Below are 14162 nucleotides of genomic sequence, written 5' to 3'. Positions count from 1 at the left end.
AGAAACGAACCAATGAAACGGACGATGATTGTCGCGGGCGTCCTCGTGCTGGGCGCGGGCGCCGTCATGGCGCAGCAGGAAATTGCCGTCCAGCAGGACAATCTGATGCGCTCGCAGGCAAAGAGCCTGTACTCGGTCATTCAGAAGATGTCCAAGGGCGACATTCCCTACAACCAGAAGGCCGTCGACGAGGCGATTGCCAGCCTGGAGGCGGACGTCGCCAAGATCGCCAAGACCTTCGAGATCAATCCCAAGCAGGACGTCGTGAATGCGTCCTACGGCTCCTCGCCGAAGGTCTGGCAGAACAAGGCCGATTTCGATTCCAAGATCCCGCCGGTGCAGAAGGCGATTGCCGACGTCAAAGGCAAGATCACCAATGTCGCCAGCCTGAAGGCCGCCTACACGGCGATCAACGACCGCTGCAATGATTGTCACGAAACCTATCGCGTGAAGCTGAAATAATTGGCGGAGTTATCGTTTGTAGCCCGCATGGAGCGCAGCGCAATCCGGGAAGCCTGCGTGACTCGATGGACTTGTCCCAGATTGCGCTGCGCTCCATCAGGGCGACCAAGGACTTCAGAAAGGGCGGTTGCGAAAGCAACCGCCCTTTTTTGACCGCGGCCCGCAGGAACTTCTGTCCGCAAGGCCTGACGGAGTGCCGCGAGAGCGGCTATCTTTGCGCCAACGGCCGTGCGCTCACACGAGTCTCCTCCCGGCACCCTCAGGTCGGGGTTCCCAACGCGCGGCGAGCAGCTCATTCAACAGCGAGACAGGCCATGGCAAAACCGTTCCCGTCCAAGACCCATATCGGCAATCATATGCTGCATCCAGAAACCCTGATGCTGACCTATGGCTATGATCCGCAATTGTCGGAGGGCGCCATCAAGCCGCCGGTGTTCCTGACCTCCACCTTCGTGTTCAAGACCGCCGAAGACGGGCAGGACTTCTTCGACTACGTCGCCGGACGCCGCGAGCCGCCGGAAGGCATGGGCGCGGGCCTGGTCTATTCGCGCTTCAATCATCCCAATAGCGAAATCGTCGAGGACAGGCTCGCGATCTACGAGCGCACGGAGAGTTGCGCGCTGTTCTCCTCCGGCATGGCGGCGATCGCAACCACGATCCTGGCCTTCGTTCGCCCCGGCGACGTCATCCTGCATTCTCAGCCGCTCTATGGCGGGACGGAGACACTGCTGACGAATACGCTCGCGCGCCTCTCGATCGGCGCCGTCGGCTTTGCCGACGGCATCGACGAGACGGCAGTCAAGCAGGCCTCGGAGGAGGCCATGGGCAAGGGGCGGGTTTCGATGATCCTGATCGAGACGCCCGCCAATCCGACCAACGGCCTCGTCGACATCGCAATGATCTGCCGCACCGCCGATTCCATCGGCAAGGCCCAGGGACACACGCCGGTCATCGCCTGCGACAACACGCTGCTCGGGCCGGTGTTTCAGCGGCCGATCGAGCACGGCGCGGATCTGTCGCTGTATTCGCTGACCAAATATGTTGGCGGCCATTCCGACCTGATCGCGGGCGCCGCGCTCGGATCGAAGGCGATCATGAAAGGCATCAAGGCGCTGCGCGGCGCCATCGGCACCCAGCTCGATCCGCATTCCTGCTGGATGATCAACCGCTCGCTCGAGACGCTCAGCCTGCGGATGGAGAAGGCCGATGCGAATGCGCGGCTCGTGGCGGATTTCCTGCGCGACCACCCGAAGGTCGCCAAGGTGCACTACCTCGGTCATCACGAGCAGGGCTCGCTCTCCGGCCGCGTGTTCGCGCGGCAATGCCTGGGCGCGGGCTCGACGTTCTCGTTCGACATCGTCGGCGGCAAGGAGGCGGCGGTGAAATTCCTCAACGCGCTGCAGATCCTCAAGCTGGCGGTGAGCCTTGGCGGCACGGAATCGCTCGCAAGCCTGCCGGCGACGATGACCCATTCCGGCGTTCCCGCCGACATCCGCCAAAAGATCGGCGTGCTCGATTCCACGATCCGGCTGTCGATCGGCATCGAGAATCCATCGGACCTGATCGCCGACCTCACGCAGGCGCTCAACGCGGCTTGAGCGAGCAGGTCCTCGCTCCGAAGCGAAAAGGCCGGACGCCCCTCCTGCGTCCGGCCTTCGCTCAACGAAACAGCGTTTTCGCTTTACTTCGTCACCTGACCGCGGATCTCGCCGCCCGGGTTCGCGGCGGTATGGATGTTGATGTAGTACTTGCCGCCGAGCAGATCGGCGGCCTGCGCGTCCGTGAGGGTGGCTTCGCCCTTGACCGGGCTCGAGGCTGCATTCGGGATCGGGACCGCGACGCCGGCGTTCTTGCCGGCTTCGGCAGGCCCGTGGAAATGCGCGGCGGTGGCGGGGCCCGAGAGACCGGAATAGGTGACGGTCCAGGACAGCTTCTTGCTGGCAGCGTCATAGTCCAGGTCGGCCGTTCCGGTGGCGCTGCTGGTGTTGGCGGGGACTTCGGATTTGCCGTCCAGCGTCGCCTTCAGTTTCTCCGCGCCGGCCGGGGCGGCGAACGCAACGGCAGCTCCGAGTACCAGTGTGGCAAAAACGGCTTTGGTCATGGGTCTCTCCTGTTGACGCCTGATTGCTCTTCAAACAGTGCGTCGTGCGGTTTATTCCGGCATTACAGCCCGGCCGTCTAAATTATTCGTGGTTGGATCGGGCGCGGCATGCCCCTTAAGTTCGCGCGCTCACGATGGAATCATCGAATGCTGCGACGAACGCTTCTTGCCGCCCTGATCGCCGCTGCCGCGGCGTTCGCCCTCTATTGGTGGTTGACCGCCCCAGCCGTGCTGGCTGTGCCGGCGCCGACACGCACCCCCGATCTCGCCAACGGGCAGGAGCTGTTCAACGCCGGCGGCTGCTCGTCCTGTCATGCTACCCCCAATCAGTCCGATCGCCTGCGGCTCGGCGGCGGACTGGCGCTGGGCTCGCCGTTCGGGACGTTCTACGCCCCCAATATTTCCCCCGACCCGGCTGACGGGATCGGCCGCTGGAGTGAGGCTGATTTCGTCAACGCCGTGATGCGCGGCATCTCGCCCGCGGGCACGCACTATTTCCCCGCGTTTCCCTACACGTCCTATCATCTGGCCAGCATCGACGACGTCCGCGATCTCTTCGCCTATCTGAAGACGCTTCCGCCGGTATCCGGCAGAGTGGGCGACCACGCGCTGCCGTTTCCGTTCAACATCCGCCGCAATGTCGGCATCTGGAAGCTGCTGTTCATGGACACCGCGCCGTTCGTCGCGGACGCCACGCGCTCGCCGCAATGGAATCGCGGAGCCTATCTGGTGAACGGTTTCGGTCATTGCGCCGAATGCCACAGCCCGCGCAATGCGCTCGGCGGCATCATCGCCGGCCAGCGCTTTGCCGGTGGGCCCAATCCGGAAGGGGAGGGCTGGGTGCCCAACATCACGCAGCAGGGCATCGGCAGCTGGAGCGAGAAGGATATCGCGGATTTTCTCGAGACCGGCGACATGCCCGAGGGCGACAGCGCTTCGGGCGCGATGCGGCCGGTGATCAAGAATCTGGCGCAACTGACGGCGGAAGACCGCGCCGCGATGGCCGCCTATCTGAAGTCGCTGCCGCCGGTGCAGGGACCGACACCGCCCAAGCGCAAGGAGGGCGGCTAGCGCTGCCGGCGCCCAAGCGCGATCGCAGACCGACCAATCATCAACGCGCGTCGGTCGTTGTTATGCGCATGATCTAGCCCGTGCCGAATGCCTTGAAGGTGATGATGGTGAGGGTGTCCTGGATGCCCGGCAGCACCTGCACCTTCTCATTCACGAAGTGGCCGATATCGGTATCCTTGTCGACGTAGAACTTCACCAGGAGGTCGTATTGGCCGGCCGTGGAGTAGATCTCGGAGGCGATCTCGGCTTCGGCAAGCGCATTGGCCACCGTATAGGATTGGCCGAGCTTGCACTTGATTTGAACGAAAAAAGGAACCATCGCAGGCACTCCGAAAGCGGATTCTTCTGGCTAATAGGCCAAAACCGGCCGGATTTAGCAAGCGAACTTGCTGGACTGCCCGAAGCGCATTCGGGCGCGATGCTAGGATGGGACCACTGCTGCGGCCAATGCATCCCTCAGGCGCTGGGCGAGCTCGACCTTGCGGTAGGGCTTGGTCAGCACGATCGCATGCGCCTGCGCGCGGCCCTGCTCGACCAGGGTCTCCAGCGCGTAGCCCGAGGTGAACAGGACCGGCAAGCCGGGAAGCACCCGCCGCGCCTGATCGGCGAGCTCCCAGCCGCTCATGCCGCCCGGCATCACGATATCGGTGAACAGCAAGTCGATGCCGGGATCGCCCTGCAGCTGCTGCAAGGCATCCTTGCCGTTGACCGCGGCGACGACGCGATATCCGAGCGCTTCCACCCTGCGAATGACGGAGGAGCGGACGAACGGATCGTCCTCGACGATCAGGATCGTTTCGTAGCCTCGCGGCGCCGTGTCCTCGCCGTCGGGAAGATCGGCTTGCGACCTGCCGGTGCTCGCGCGCGGCAGGTAGATCCTGACCGTGGTCCCAAGGCCAGCCTCGCTGTAGATCGAGACATGGCCGCCTGACTGCTTTGCAAAGCCATAGACCATGCTGAGGCCGAGGCCCGAGCCCTTGCCGACCTCCTTGGTGGTGAAGAACGGCTCGAACGCGCGTGCGGCGACCTCGGGCGTCATGCCTTCGCCGTCGTCGGTGACCGCGATCAGGGCGTAGCTGCCGGGTGCGACCTCCGGATGAAGGGCACCGTCATCAGCGTCGATCGTGACCAGCTCCGTGGCCAGCGTGAGGTGGCCTCCCGATGGCATGGCATCCTGCGCGTTGAGCGCGAGATTGAGCACGGCGGATTCGAGCTGGGCGCGGTCGGCAAAGGCCAGGATCGTGCCGGGCCCCGAGGTCGTCCTGATCTCGATGTCTTCGCGCAAGGTGCGCTTGAGCAGCTTGAACATGGAGTCGAGCAGGCTCCGGCAGTCGATCGTCTGAGGCCGCAGCAATTGGCGGCGGCTGAAGGCGAGCAGGCGCTGCGTCAGCTCGGCGCCCCGTTCGCCCGATTGGCAGATGTCGTCGGCAAAGCGCCCGAGGTCCGGCCTCGCCTTCAGCTGCTCGCTCAGGTGCTCGGCATTGCCGATGATGACGGTCAGCAGATTGTTGAAGTCGTGCGCGATGCCGCCGGAGAGCTGGCCGACCGTCTCCATCTTCTGCGCCTGCTGAAGCTGCTGCTCGGTCAGCTTGCGCGCGGTCAGGTCGTGGACGATGCCGACGAAGATCAATTCGCCGTCCTGTCGTGCCTCGCCGACCGACAAATCCATCGGAAACGTCGTGCCGTCCTTGCGCAGGCCGACGGCCTCGCCGCCGGTCGCGAAACGCCGCGCCTTGCGGTCGGGCGCCGCGTCCGCCTCGGGCATCAGCATGCCGACGTTGCGGTTCATCACCTCGTCGGCACGGTAGCCGAACAAGCGCTCGCAGGCCGGATTGAACAGCAGGATGCGGTCCTGCGCATCGAGCAGGATGACGCCGTCGACCGCGGTCTCGACGATCGCGGTGAGGCGCGCCACGCTCTCGCGCATCGCGCGCTGGGCGTCGCGGACCTGCTGCAGCAGCAGCGTGGCGTCGCGGCTCTTGATTTCCTCCTCCTCGAGCGCGGCCTGCACCTGTCGCAGCTCGAACGGCGAGGGGATCGTCAGGATCTTCGGCAGCAGCGGCCAGAGTGCGGCGGCGGTGAAGACCGACGCGACCGCCGTGGCGGCCTTGACAATGCCCTCGATGCCATAGATCGGAACCCAGAGCGTGTAGATCGACAGCACATGGGTCAGGCCGCACGCCAAGATGAAGATCGCGAACGCCCAGTAGACCCAGCCGAACTTGAGGTCGCGCCGCCTGGTGACGAGGATGGCGAGGGCGAACGGGATCGAGAAATAGGCGGCGGCAATGCAGGCGTCGGAAACGACGTGAAGCCAGATCAGCTCGGGCTCCCACAACAGGCAGATGCCGTGCGGCGACAGCATGGACGAGTCGAGGAGACGTTCGAAGAAGGCCCACATCGTTCCACCCCAGGAATCTTGTTCAGGCGGCTTGCGGGGCCGGGGCGACCCGTAACATGGGGGCGCTGGACGGTTCCACCACCTGACGTCTCGCGTAACCGGCGAAGCACGCTTAGGTACGCGACTATACCAAGGGTCCGGCGCCGTTGCATTTTCAAGCCCGCATCATTGCGGGCCCTGGACCGCGCTGTGTCCGACCGATTCGCGAGGCGCGCAATTGATTCCCGAATCACGCTTGGCGGCGTTCCGGCGCGCTTGCTGGCGTTCCACGGTCGCGCTAGGACAGGCCATGACGGCGTCCTCAAGCACATGTCTCCCGCGATGACGACCCCGGTCGCACTCACCATCGCCGGTTCCGATTCGAGCGGCGGCGCCGGCATCCAGGCGGACCTGAAGACCTTCGCCGCGCTCGGCGTCTACGGCGCCTCCGTGATCACGGCGCTGACAGCGCAGAACACGCGCGGCGTGACCGGCATTCACGCGGTGCCGGCCGGGTTCGTCACCGAGCAGATCGACGCGGTGTTCTGCGACCTCGACATTGGTGCGGTGAAGATCGGCATGGTGGCCCAGGCCGCCAGCATCGATGCCATCGCGGCCGCGCTGTCACGCTGGTCGCCCCGGCATGTCGTGCTCGATCCCGTCATGGTGGCGACCTCCGGCGACCGCCTGCTTGCCGCTGAAGCCGTCGACGCCCTGCGCACCAGGCTGATACCGCTGGCTGCCGTGATCACACCGAACCTGCCGGAGGCTGCGGCCCTGCTCGATGCGCCGGTGGCGGCGAGCGAGGCCGAAATCGAACGTCAGGGACGACGCCTGCTGCGGCTGGGGTGCCGCGCCGTCCTGATCAAGGGCGGGCACGGCGAGGGCGCCGAAAGCATCGACTATCTCGTCACTGCCGAGACTGCGATCGCGCTCGCCGCCCCGCGCGTGGCCACCCGCAACACCCATGGCACCGGTTGCTCGCTGTCCTCCGCCATCGCGGCGGGGCTGGCCAAGGGCGAGGACCTCGAGGCCGCCGTCCGCAACGCCAAGGCCTGGATCAGCGCCGCGATCGCCGCCGCCGACCGCTTCAGCGTCGGCCACGGCCATGGGCCGATCCATCATTTCCACAAGTTCTATTGAGGCGGGGGCCCTGCGGAAGCGTAGCCGTTCATCTGTTCAGCGCCACCTGCGTAGGGCTAGTTCACCCTCCCCCTCCAGGGCCCCTCCAGGGGAGGGTAAGAGTTCAACTTGGCCTTTTTGGGGTCTTGCGCCCCCTGCGGCGCCATGTCGCCTGATTGTCGCATGCGACTGATATTCGCGGGAGGGCGAGGCAAGGCGTGATTCGTATTTGAAGGTGCCTCAAGGGTTCAATCGGTCATCCCCCTGTCACGGGACATTGTTACAGGCTGGCGCATGGGAAGTTACGATGTGAGTGACGAGAGCCCGGAGCGGCGCTTTCGCACGTTGTTCATCTCCGACGTCCATCTCGGAGCCCGCGGTTCACAAGCCGATCTTCTGCTCGACTTCCTGCGCTACCATGATGCCGACACGATCTATCTCGTCGGCGACATCGTCGACGGTTGGGCGCTGAAATCGAGCTGGCACTGGCCGCAATCGCATAACGATCTCGTCCAGAAGCTTTTGCGCAAGGCGCGCAAGGGCGCCAAGATCATCTACATTCCGGGCAATCACGACGAGTTCCTGCGCAACTATTACGGCACGCATTTCGGCGGCATCGACGTGGTCGAGAACACGGTTCACACCGGCGCCGACGGCAAGCGCTATCTCGTCATTCACGGCGACATCTTCGATCTCGTGGTGCAGAACGCGCGCTGGCTCGCCCATCTCGGCGACAAGGCCTACGACTTCGCGATCCAGATGAACCGCCTGGTCAACTTCTTCCGCCGGCTGTTCGGCGTGCCCTATTGGTCGCTGTCGCAATGGGCCAAGCAGAAGGTCAAGAACGCAGTCAACTATATCGGCGCGTTCGAGCAGGCGCTCGCCGCCGAGGCACGGCGTCACGAGGCCGACGGCGTGATCTGCGGCCACATCCACTACGCCGTGATCCGCGACGAGGACGGCATCCGCTACATGAATTGCGGCGACTGGGTGGAGAGCTGCACCGCCCTGGTCGAGCATGACGACGGTCATTTCGAGATCATTACCTGGGCGGATCAGTTGCGGAAACCGGAGCAGGTGCCACAGGTCGCGGCAAGGGCGGCCTGATGCGCATTCTGGTCGCGACCGACGCCTGGCACCCGCAAGTCAACGGTGTGGTTCGGACGCTGACCAAGCTGGCTGACGCTGCAAAAGGGCTTAGCATTGAAGGGCTCGGCGTCGAGTTCACGTTCCTGACGCCGCAATCGTTCCGCACCTTCGCGATGCCGAGCTATCGCGACGTGCGCCTCGCCATGCCGCGTCCGGCGCGAATCGCGAGGCTGATCGAGGAGGCGCGTCCCGACAGCATCCACATCGCGACCGAAGGGCCGATCGGCCTGATGGTCCGCCGCTATTGCCGCCAGCGCAAGCTGCCGTTCACGACCAGCTTCCATACCCGCTTTCCCGAATATGTCCGCGCCCGCGTGCCGGTGCCGGGCTCGCTGATCTGGCGGGCGCTGCGGCGCTTCCACAGCGCCAGCCGCGCCGTGATGGCCGCGACGCCGGCGCTCGCACGCGAACTGACCGAGCGCAGCTTCGACAATGTCGTGCTGTGGCCGCGCGGCGTGGACACCACGTTGTTCCACCCCCGCGTCGTTGATCTCTGCCTGCCGGCGCCCGTGTTCCTGTCGGTCGGCCGCGTCGCAGTTGAGAAGAATCTCGAGGCGTTCCTCGACCTCGACCTGCCCGGCACCAAGGTGGTCGTCGGCGACGGCCCGGCGCGCGCCTCGCTGGAAGAAGCCTATCCCGATGCGATCTTCCTCGGCGAGAAGCACGGCGACGAACTGGGGGCCATCTACGCGGCCGCGGATGTGTTCGTGTTCCCGAGCAAGACGGACACCTTCGGTCTGGTCCTGCTGGAGGCGCTGGCTAGCGGCCTGCCGGTCGCGGCCTTCCCCGTGAAGGGTCCCCGCGACGTCATCGGCGATGCGCCGGTCGGCGCGCTCGATCACGATCTGCGCGATGCCTGCTTCGCGGCGCTCGACATCTCCCGGCAGGATTGCGTTGCCTTTGCCGCCAATTACACCTGGGAAGCCTCGGCGCGGCTCTTTATCGACAGCATTTTGGCGGTCGGGGCGGTGCTGCCCGGCCGGACCGGCGCGGAACAGCCGCGCGAGGTCGCCTAGAGCTATCTCGATCCGATGGATCGAAATAGCTCTAGATTCTTGTTTTGACGCGTTTTCTTCACGCGAACCGGGATCCACTTCGCTTGAAACGCTATGGGGGAAATCCTCTCGCGGAGGTGTCTTGCCGGGGCCTGATCGGCCGCGATAACATTCCGCCATGACCGAACAGGCCCTTCCGGTCGGCCCTGCCGACATCGATGCCGCAGCGCGCGTGATCGCGCCTTACGCCATCCGCACCCCGCTGTTATCCTTCCCCGTGCTCAACGAGCGCGTCGGTGCGAAAGTGTTCTTGAAGCCGGAGATGCTTCAGCGCACCGGCTCGTTCAAGTTCCGCGGCGCCTTCAACAAGGTGTTCTCGATCCCGCAGGACAAGCGCGCCGGCGGCGTCGTTGCGTTCTCCTCCGGCAACCACGCGCAGGGCGTGGCGGCGGCGGCAAAGATCCTGGACATGCAGGCCACCATCGTGATGCCGGCGGACGCCCCGCTGTCGAAGCGCGAGCGCACAAAATCCTACGGCGCCGAGGTCGTGCTGTACGACCGCGACAAGGACGACCGCGAGGCGATTTCGCGCGGCATCGCCGAGAAGCGCGGCGCGACGCTGGTCAAGCCCTACGACGATCCCTTCGTGATCGCAGGGCAGGGCACCGCCGGCCGCGAGATCGCCGAGGACATGGCAACGCTCGGCCTCAGCCCGGACATCGTGGTGGCGCCGGCCTCCGGCGGCGGCCTGATCGCGGGCGTCGCCACGGCGGTGAAGGCGCGCTATCCGCAAGCCGAGATCGTGGTCGCCGAGCCCGAGGCGTTCGACGATCACGGCATTTCACTCAGCGCAGGCCATCGCGAGCCGCATCCGCCGGCCGGCCGCACCATCTGCGATGCGCTGATGGCTCTGATGCCCGGCGAGATGACGTTTGCGATCAACAGCAAGCTGCTCGCGCGCGGCATCACGGCTTCCGATGCCGAAGTCGGCGCGGCCGTCGCCTTCGCCTATCGTGAGCTGAAGCTCGTGGTGGAGCCCGGCGGCGCCGTTGGCCTCGCCGCGCTGCTTGCGGGCCGCCTTGATGTGGCCGGCAAGAACGTCGTCATCGTGCTGTCAGGCGGCAATGTGGATGCCGACCTGTTCGCCGAGCTGGTGGCCTAGTCGTCATTCCGTGGCACGCGTAGCGTGGGCCCGGAATCCATAACCACAGCCTGGGATTATGGATTCCGGGCCTGCGCCTTACGGCGCATCCCGGAATGACGACGTCTAATAGCTGACATGAAGAAGGGGGAGAGCAATATCGCTTCTGCCCCTTCTTGTGTTTGTCGATCTTGAGATCGAACTCTACGCTTGCTCGGTGCAACCTCTCCCGCTTGCGGGAGAGGTCGGCACGCAGTGCCGGGTGAGGGCTTTTTCCTGTTGGGGATTGTCCCGTTGTGGAGAGACCCTCTCCCCAGCCCTCCCCCGCAAGCGGGGGAGGGAGCGCACCTTCTTAGCGGCAATCAGTGCATGAAGCCGCCGCGACGGTTGCCGCCATTGCTCATGCTGGGCGCCTGGTTCATCGACTGCCGGAAGCTGTTGTTGCTGTTGACCATGCGGTTCGGCATCGTGTTGAGCTGCGGACGGTTGGTCTGCACGTTAGTCTGTACTTGCACCTTGTTGATCGGGATATTGTTGGGCTTCACGATGCCGGTGTTGCCGTTGTTGACGCGGATCGGCTGGTTCTGCGTCTGAACGTTGATCGGCTTCACGTCGATCTTGTCGCCGCCTTTACCGACATTCACCGGCATGCTCACGATTTTGGGCGGAACACCGTTGGGTGTGCCGGTATTGTTGCCGCCGTTCTGCGGATTGTTGGTCGCAGGCAGCGTCACGATCTTGCCGATGCCGACCTTGCCGTTGATGGTATTGGTCGGCGCGGGCAGGGTGACGATCTTGCCCGGGGGCTGCGACGGCGTGCCGTTCTGCTGGTTCGGCTGGTTGTTGCCGGCAGGCGGGGTAACGATCTGGCCGCCATTGCCGAGCTTGCCGATGACGTTGCCGTCGAGCGGCTTCTGGACGAGCGGCAGATTGCCGTTCACCTGCGCGCCGTTGCCCTGCTGCATGAGCGGCATGTATTTGGGCTGGCCGAGATTGCCGATCTTGATCGTCGGAGCGATGTTCTGCGGCGCCAGGAACTTGGTCGCCTGCATCAGGGGGATCTGCTTCGGCTGCGCCTGCAGCTTCAGCGCGACCTGCGCATAGGGGCTGTTGCCGTAGCTGTCATAGAAGCTCTTGTAGGCGAGCGGCGAGTTGGCGAGCACCGCCTTGTGCCAGGCCTGCGAGATCAGGAGGTTCTTGAGCAGCCAGCGGATGTGGTCGCACAGCGGGTCGTGCGGATACATCTGGATGAACTCCTGATAATATTCCGGACGGCCTTCGGACACGACGTAATCATAGGCCTGGCGCGTCGAGCGGCTCGGCAGATTGGAAGCCATCTGCACGACCGGCGCATTCACCGGCGCGCGTGTGGCGGCAATTGCAGTGTCGCCGAAGAAGGTGAAGTCGCTCGTCAGTGACGAGCTCTCCCACGGGATCTGCGCGCCGCTGGTGGCCTGGTTGACCTGCAGACGCACGCGCTTGAACAGCTGCTCGATCGGCACGTTGGGCTCGCGCGCGATGTTCAGGAACGCTTGCGTGTAGGGGCTGTGACCATTGGTGCCGTCGAGCGCCTCAGTGCCCGGCGCGGTCGAGTAGCCGACGATCGAGCCGTTCGGCGCATCTACGATGGCAAGGCCTCGGCCGGCGTCGTTGACTTCAGGGAACGGGTTGTTGCGGCAGGCATCGAGGATGACGATGCGCATGCGGCTCGGGATCGTCTCCAGCGTCGACATCACGTCGACGAGGCGCAGCGAATTGTTGACGAGCTCGGTCGGGCTCGAGACCTTGGCGTCGACCGGAACGAGATAGTTCTCGCCGGCGAGCTGCACGCCGTGGCCGGCGTAATAGACCATCGCCACCGTGTTCGGACCGCGCGAGGCGACCTTGGCGGAAAAGTCCTGGACGACGCGGAGCATGTCGTTCTGGGTCAAGTCGGTCGCGGCGACCACTTCGAACCCGGCGGAGTTCAGGAACTGCGCCATTGACTGCGCGTCATCGTCGGGGTTCGCAAGCTGCGGCGCGTTCTGGTACTTCGCATTGCCGATCACCAGCGCCACCCGCTGCTCCGGACCTTGCAGCGCGGTGGGGGCAGGCTGCACCGGGGCAACTTGCGCGGAAACGGGCCCGCAGGCGAAGCCGAACAGGCTTCCCAACAGGCTCGCTGTCATGAAGAAGGGCTTTAGGCGGAACATGGCGTGCTCCTTTGGCACTCATCTCGATGCGAGATTGGTTGCGCGCAAGCTTGGCCGCGTTCGAGCCTTGCGGTCCGTGATCCCTGTCACCATGGTCGCCTCCGTGATCTGAATCACGCTCGGAACCTGCTATGGTGAGCGATCGATTGGGAGGGAAGTCCGTCACATGCTGAAATCGATCGATCCGATCCTCACCCCCGATTTGCTTTGGCTGCTCGCCGCGATGGGCCATGGCGACGACCTCGTCTTCGTCGATGCCAATCATCCCGCCACCCGCATCGCGCAGAGCACCTCGTCGCAACGCCTGATCCAATTGCCGGGCATGACGATGGAGGTCGCCATCCGCGCCATCATGTCGGTCTATCCGCTCGACGATTTCGATCCCGATCCGGTGCGTGTGATGATGCCGGTCGACGATCCCGACCGCGTGCCCGTGGTGCAGCGCGCGGTGCTCGCGGAGATCGAGCGCGCTGTTGGCCGCGCCGTTGCACCTGGCAAGCTCGCGCGTCCCGACTTCTATCGCGCGGCAGCGGCCGGCTTTGGCGTGGTGCAGGTCGGTGACAGCAGGGGCTATGGCTGCTTCCTGATCCGCAAGGGCGTGATCAGCTAGCGGAGCTGCGTTCGATCGGCGTACCGCCTGATGCAGAGCCGCCGAGTTATCCTGTGCGATGCTCCCGCGCACGGCGACCATCTGCCAGCACTCGAATTTGAGTGGCCTTCGAGCAGGCGGGCGTCTATCGTCGATCCATGTCTCGCCTTCTGTGTTTCTTTGTTGCTGTCGTCCTGTCGCTGCTGCCCGCTGTCGCGTCCGCCGAGCCCGTGCAAAAGCGCGCCAAGCCGGTCTGGAAGGGCTACGGCTTTCTGCCGGGCTATCGGCAGCCGCTCAGCAACAGCATTCCGCTCTACAAGCAGAAAGACGCGATGCGCCGCCTGTCGCGCGCCGACCGGCGCCCTTGGTACATCGACCCGGTTCCGCAATATTATCGCTGGGACGGCGAGTGGCACTATTTCGGCCGCCCGGGCTTCAACGGCGGTCGCTACAACGGCGGCAGTTTTGGCCCGTGCTGGACGCGCACGCCGATCGGTCCGATCTGGAATTGCGGGTGAGGCGCGGCGGTCAGGGAAACCTGCGGACGACCTCGATCAAGCCGACAATTGCGCCGTTGAACGCATCGAGGTCCTCGGCCGGAATCCAGTATTCCAGATGTGAGCGCCCGCCCGCTTCTTGCACGTCGTATTTTTCGATGAAGCTGCGTTTGACGGCAAAGCGCGTCACGAAGCCCGCGCCACTCGCCGGGACATTCCAGTCGCGCGCGATCTTGATGGCGTAATCTTCGGTCAGCACCGGATAGAAGATCGGCTGGTCCGGCAGGCGCGGCGGAAATGCGCGCATGCCGGATTGCTGGATTAGCTCCAGCTCTTTTGGACCAACGGGCCGCCAGAGGATGAGGGTGTCTTCGGTGCGGAACATGTTCGTGAGGTCCAAGATCAAGCATCGTCATTGCGAGCGCAGCGAAGCAATCCAGAATCCCTCCGCGGACACAGCCTG

Annotated in this window: 14 protein-coding genes; 9 read left to right on the top strand and 5 right to left on the bottom strand. The window is 64.6% G+C overall.

Annotated elements, in window-relative coordinates; translation table 11 throughout:
- The first annotated feature begins 12 nt into the window (after positions 1 to 12).
- On the top strand, positions 13 to 462 hold the full coding sequence (locus HZZ16_RS11845) for a cytochrome c (RefSeq protein ID WP_197948634.1): 450 nt from the start codon (positions 13 to 15) through the stop codon (positions 460 to 462).
- Between the two features lie 314 nt (positions 463 to 776).
- Positions 777 to 2060 (top strand): cystathionine gamma-synthase family protein, encoded by a 1284-nt coding sequence (locus HZZ16_RS11840; protein WP_197948633.1) that lies wholly within the window; start codon positions 777 to 779, stop codon positions 2058 to 2060.
- An 83-nt stretch (positions 2061 to 2143) separates the two neighbouring features.
- Here HZZ16_RS11840 and HZZ16_RS11835 read toward each other — a convergent pair whose 3' ends face one another.
- Positions 2144 to 2563 (bottom strand): CHRD domain-containing protein, encoded by a 420-nt coding sequence (locus HZZ16_RS11835; RefSeq protein WP_157280854.1) that lies wholly within the window; start codon positions 2561 to 2563, stop codon positions 2144 to 2146.
- Between the two features lie 147 nt (positions 2564 to 2710).
- On the opposite strand from HZZ16_RS11835, the gene HZZ16_RS11830 reads away from it, so the two are divergent.
- Positions 2711 to 3634: a c-type cytochrome gene (locus tag HZZ16_RS11830; protein WP_197948632.1), complete on the top strand. Its 924-nt coding sequence runs from the start codon at positions 2711 to 2713 to the stop codon at positions 3632 to 3634.
- A gap of 73 nt (positions 3635 to 3707) precedes the next feature.
- On the opposite strand, the gene HZZ16_RS11825 is transcribed toward HZZ16_RS11830, so the two are convergent.
- Together HZZ16_RS11825 and HZZ16_RS11820 are read right to left on the bottom strand one after the other, a co-directional pair.
- A complete protein-coding gene (locus tag HZZ16_RS11825; RefSeq protein ID WP_018642903.1) occupies positions 3708 to 3953 on the bottom strand; it encodes an Lrp/AsnC ligand binding domain-containing protein in 246 nt (81 codons plus the stop codon).
- Positions 3954 to 4055: 102 nt separating this feature from the next.
- Positions 4056 to 6035: a PAS domain S-box protein gene (locus HZZ16_RS11820; RefSeq protein ID WP_197948631.1), complete on the bottom strand. Its 1980-nt coding sequence runs from the start codon at positions 6033 to 6035 to the stop codon at positions 4056 to 4058.
- A 321-nt stretch (positions 6036 to 6356) separates the two neighbouring features.
- On the opposite strand from HZZ16_RS11820, the gene thiD reads away from it, so the two are divergent.
- The 4 genes from thiD to HZZ16_RS11800 all read left to right on the top strand — a co-directional run bounded on the left by thiD (position 6357) and on the right by HZZ16_RS11800 (position 10442).
- A complete protein-coding gene (gene thiD, locus HZZ16_RS11815; protein WP_197948630.1) occupies positions 6357 to 7157 on the top strand; it encodes a bifunctional hydroxymethylpyrimidine kinase/phosphomethylpyrimidine kinase in 801 nt (266 codons plus the stop codon).
- Positions 7158 to 7430: 273 nt separating this feature from the next.
- Positions 7431 to 8243: a UDP-2,3-diacylglucosamine diphosphatase gene (locus HZZ16_RS11810; protein WP_197948629.1), complete on the top strand. Its 813-nt coding sequence runs from the start codon at positions 7431 to 7433 to the stop codon at positions 8241 to 8243.
- Complete coding sequence (locus HZZ16_RS11805) at positions 8243 to 9301, top strand: glycosyltransferase family 4 protein (RefSeq protein ID WP_197948628.1); 1059 nt, start codon at positions 8243 to 8245, stop codon at positions 9299 to 9301. Before HZZ16_RS11810 ends, HZZ16_RS11805 begins: the two co-directional genes overlap by 1 nt.
- A 157-nt stretch (positions 9302 to 9458) precedes the next feature.
- The gene (locus HZZ16_RS11800; protein WP_197948627.1) at positions 9459 to 10442 is read left to right on the top strand and encodes a threonine/serine dehydratase family protein; all 984 of its coding nucleotides are present in this window, start codon (positions 9459 to 9461) and stop codon (positions 10440 to 10442) included.
- 341 nt (positions 10443 to 10783) lie between these two features.
- Here HZZ16_RS11800 and HZZ16_RS11795 read toward each other — a convergent pair whose 3' ends face one another.
- Complete coding sequence (locus HZZ16_RS11795) at positions 10784 to 12613, bottom strand: caspase family protein (protein ID WP_197948626.1); 1830 nt, start codon at positions 12611 to 12613, stop codon at positions 10784 to 10786.
- A gap of 166 nt (positions 12614 to 12779) precedes the next feature.
- Between HZZ16_RS11795 and HZZ16_RS11790 the strand changes: the two genes are divergently transcribed.
- Together HZZ16_RS11790 and HZZ16_RS11785 are read left to right on the top strand one after the other, a co-directional pair.
- The gene (locus tag HZZ16_RS11790) at positions 12780 to 13223 is read left to right on the top strand and encodes an RbsD/FucU family protein (RefSeq protein ID WP_197948625.1); all 444 of its coding nucleotides are present in this window, start codon (positions 12780 to 12782) and stop codon (positions 13221 to 13223) included.
- Between the two features lie 137 nt (positions 13224 to 13360).
- Complete coding sequence (locus tag HZZ16_RS11785) at positions 13361 to 13720, top strand: hypothetical protein (protein WP_197948774.1); 360 nt, start codon at positions 13361 to 13363, stop codon at positions 13718 to 13720.
- A gap of 10 nt (positions 13721 to 13730) precedes the next feature.
- On the opposite strand, the gene HZZ16_RS11780 is transcribed toward HZZ16_RS11785, so the two are convergent.
- Positions 13731 to 14084 carry an ADP-ribosylation/crystallin J1 gene (locus HZZ16_RS11780; protein ID WP_197948624.1) on the bottom strand — a complete coding sequence of 118 codons (354 nt, stop codon included), beginning with the start codon at positions 14082 to 14084 and terminating at the stop codon, positions 13731 to 13733.
- Positions 14085 to 14162 lie beyond the last annotated feature (78 nt).

The sequence above is a fragment of the Bradyrhizobium glycinis genome, assembly GCF_016031655.1.
GTDB lineage: Bacteria > Pseudomonadota > Alphaproteobacteria > Rhizobiales > Xanthobacteraceae > Bradyrhizobium > Bradyrhizobium glycinis.
The sequence above is the reverse complement of the archived record's forward strand: the minus strand, read 5'-3'. Positions and strand labels throughout refer to the sequence as shown.

What these genes read in the sequence shown, in the direction of transcription:
- HZZ16_RS11845 (WP_197948634.1), top strand. Translation starts at nt 13, where the DNA reads ATGAAACGGACGATGATTGTCGCGGGCGTCCTCGTGCTGGGCGCGGGC.
- HZZ16_RS11840 (WP_197948633.1), top strand. Translation starts at nt 777, where the DNA reads ATGGCAAAACCGTTCCCGTCCAAGACCCATATCGGCAATCATATGCTG.
- HZZ16_RS11835 (WP_157280854.1), bottom strand. Translation starts at nt 2,563, where the DNA reads ATGACCAAAGCCGTTTTTGCCACACTGGTACTCGGAGCTGCCGTTGCG.
- HZZ16_RS11830 (WP_197948632.1), top strand. Translation starts at nt 2,711, where the DNA reads ATGCTGCGACGAACGCTTCTTGCCGCCCTGATCGCCGCTGCCGCGGCG.
- HZZ16_RS11825 (WP_018642903.1), bottom strand. Translation starts at nt 3,953, where the DNA reads ATGGTTCCTTTTTTCGTTCAAATCAAGTGCAAGCTCGGCCAATCCTAT.
- HZZ16_RS11820 (WP_197948631.1), bottom strand. Translation starts at nt 6,035, where the DNA reads ATGTGGGCCTTCTTCGAACGTCTCCTCGACTCGTCCATGCTGTCGCCG.
- thiD (WP_197948630.1), top strand. Translation starts at nt 6,357, where the DNA reads ATGACGACCCCGGTCGCACTCACCATCGCCGGTTCCGATTCGAGCGGC.
- HZZ16_RS11810 (WP_197948629.1), top strand. Translation starts at nt 7,431, where the DNA reads ATGGGAAGTTACGATGTGAGTGACGAGAGCCCGGAGCGGCGCTTTCGC.
- HZZ16_RS11805 (WP_197948628.1), top strand. Translation starts at nt 8,243, where the DNA reads ATGCGCATTCTGGTCGCGACCGACGCCTGGCACCCGCAAGTCAACGGT.
- HZZ16_RS11800 (WP_197948627.1), top strand. Translation starts at nt 9,459, where the DNA reads ATGACCGAACAGGCCCTTCCGGTCGGCCCTGCCGACATCGATGCCGCA.
- HZZ16_RS11795 (WP_197948626.1), bottom strand. Translation starts at nt 12,613, where the DNA reads ATGTTCCGCCTAAAGCCCTTCTTCATGACAGCGAGCCTGTTGGGAAGC.
- HZZ16_RS11790 (WP_197948625.1), top strand. Translation starts at nt 12,780, where the DNA reads ATGCTGAAATCGATCGATCCGATCCTCACCCCCGATTTGCTTTGGCTG.
- HZZ16_RS11785 (WP_197948774.1), top strand. Translation starts at nt 13,361, where the DNA reads ATGTCTCGCCTTCTGTGTTTCTTTGTTGCTGTCGTCCTGTCGCTGCTG.
- HZZ16_RS11780 (WP_197948624.1), bottom strand. Translation starts at nt 14,084, where the DNA reads ATGTTCCGCACCGAAGACACCCTCATCCTCTGGCGGCCCGTTGGTCCA.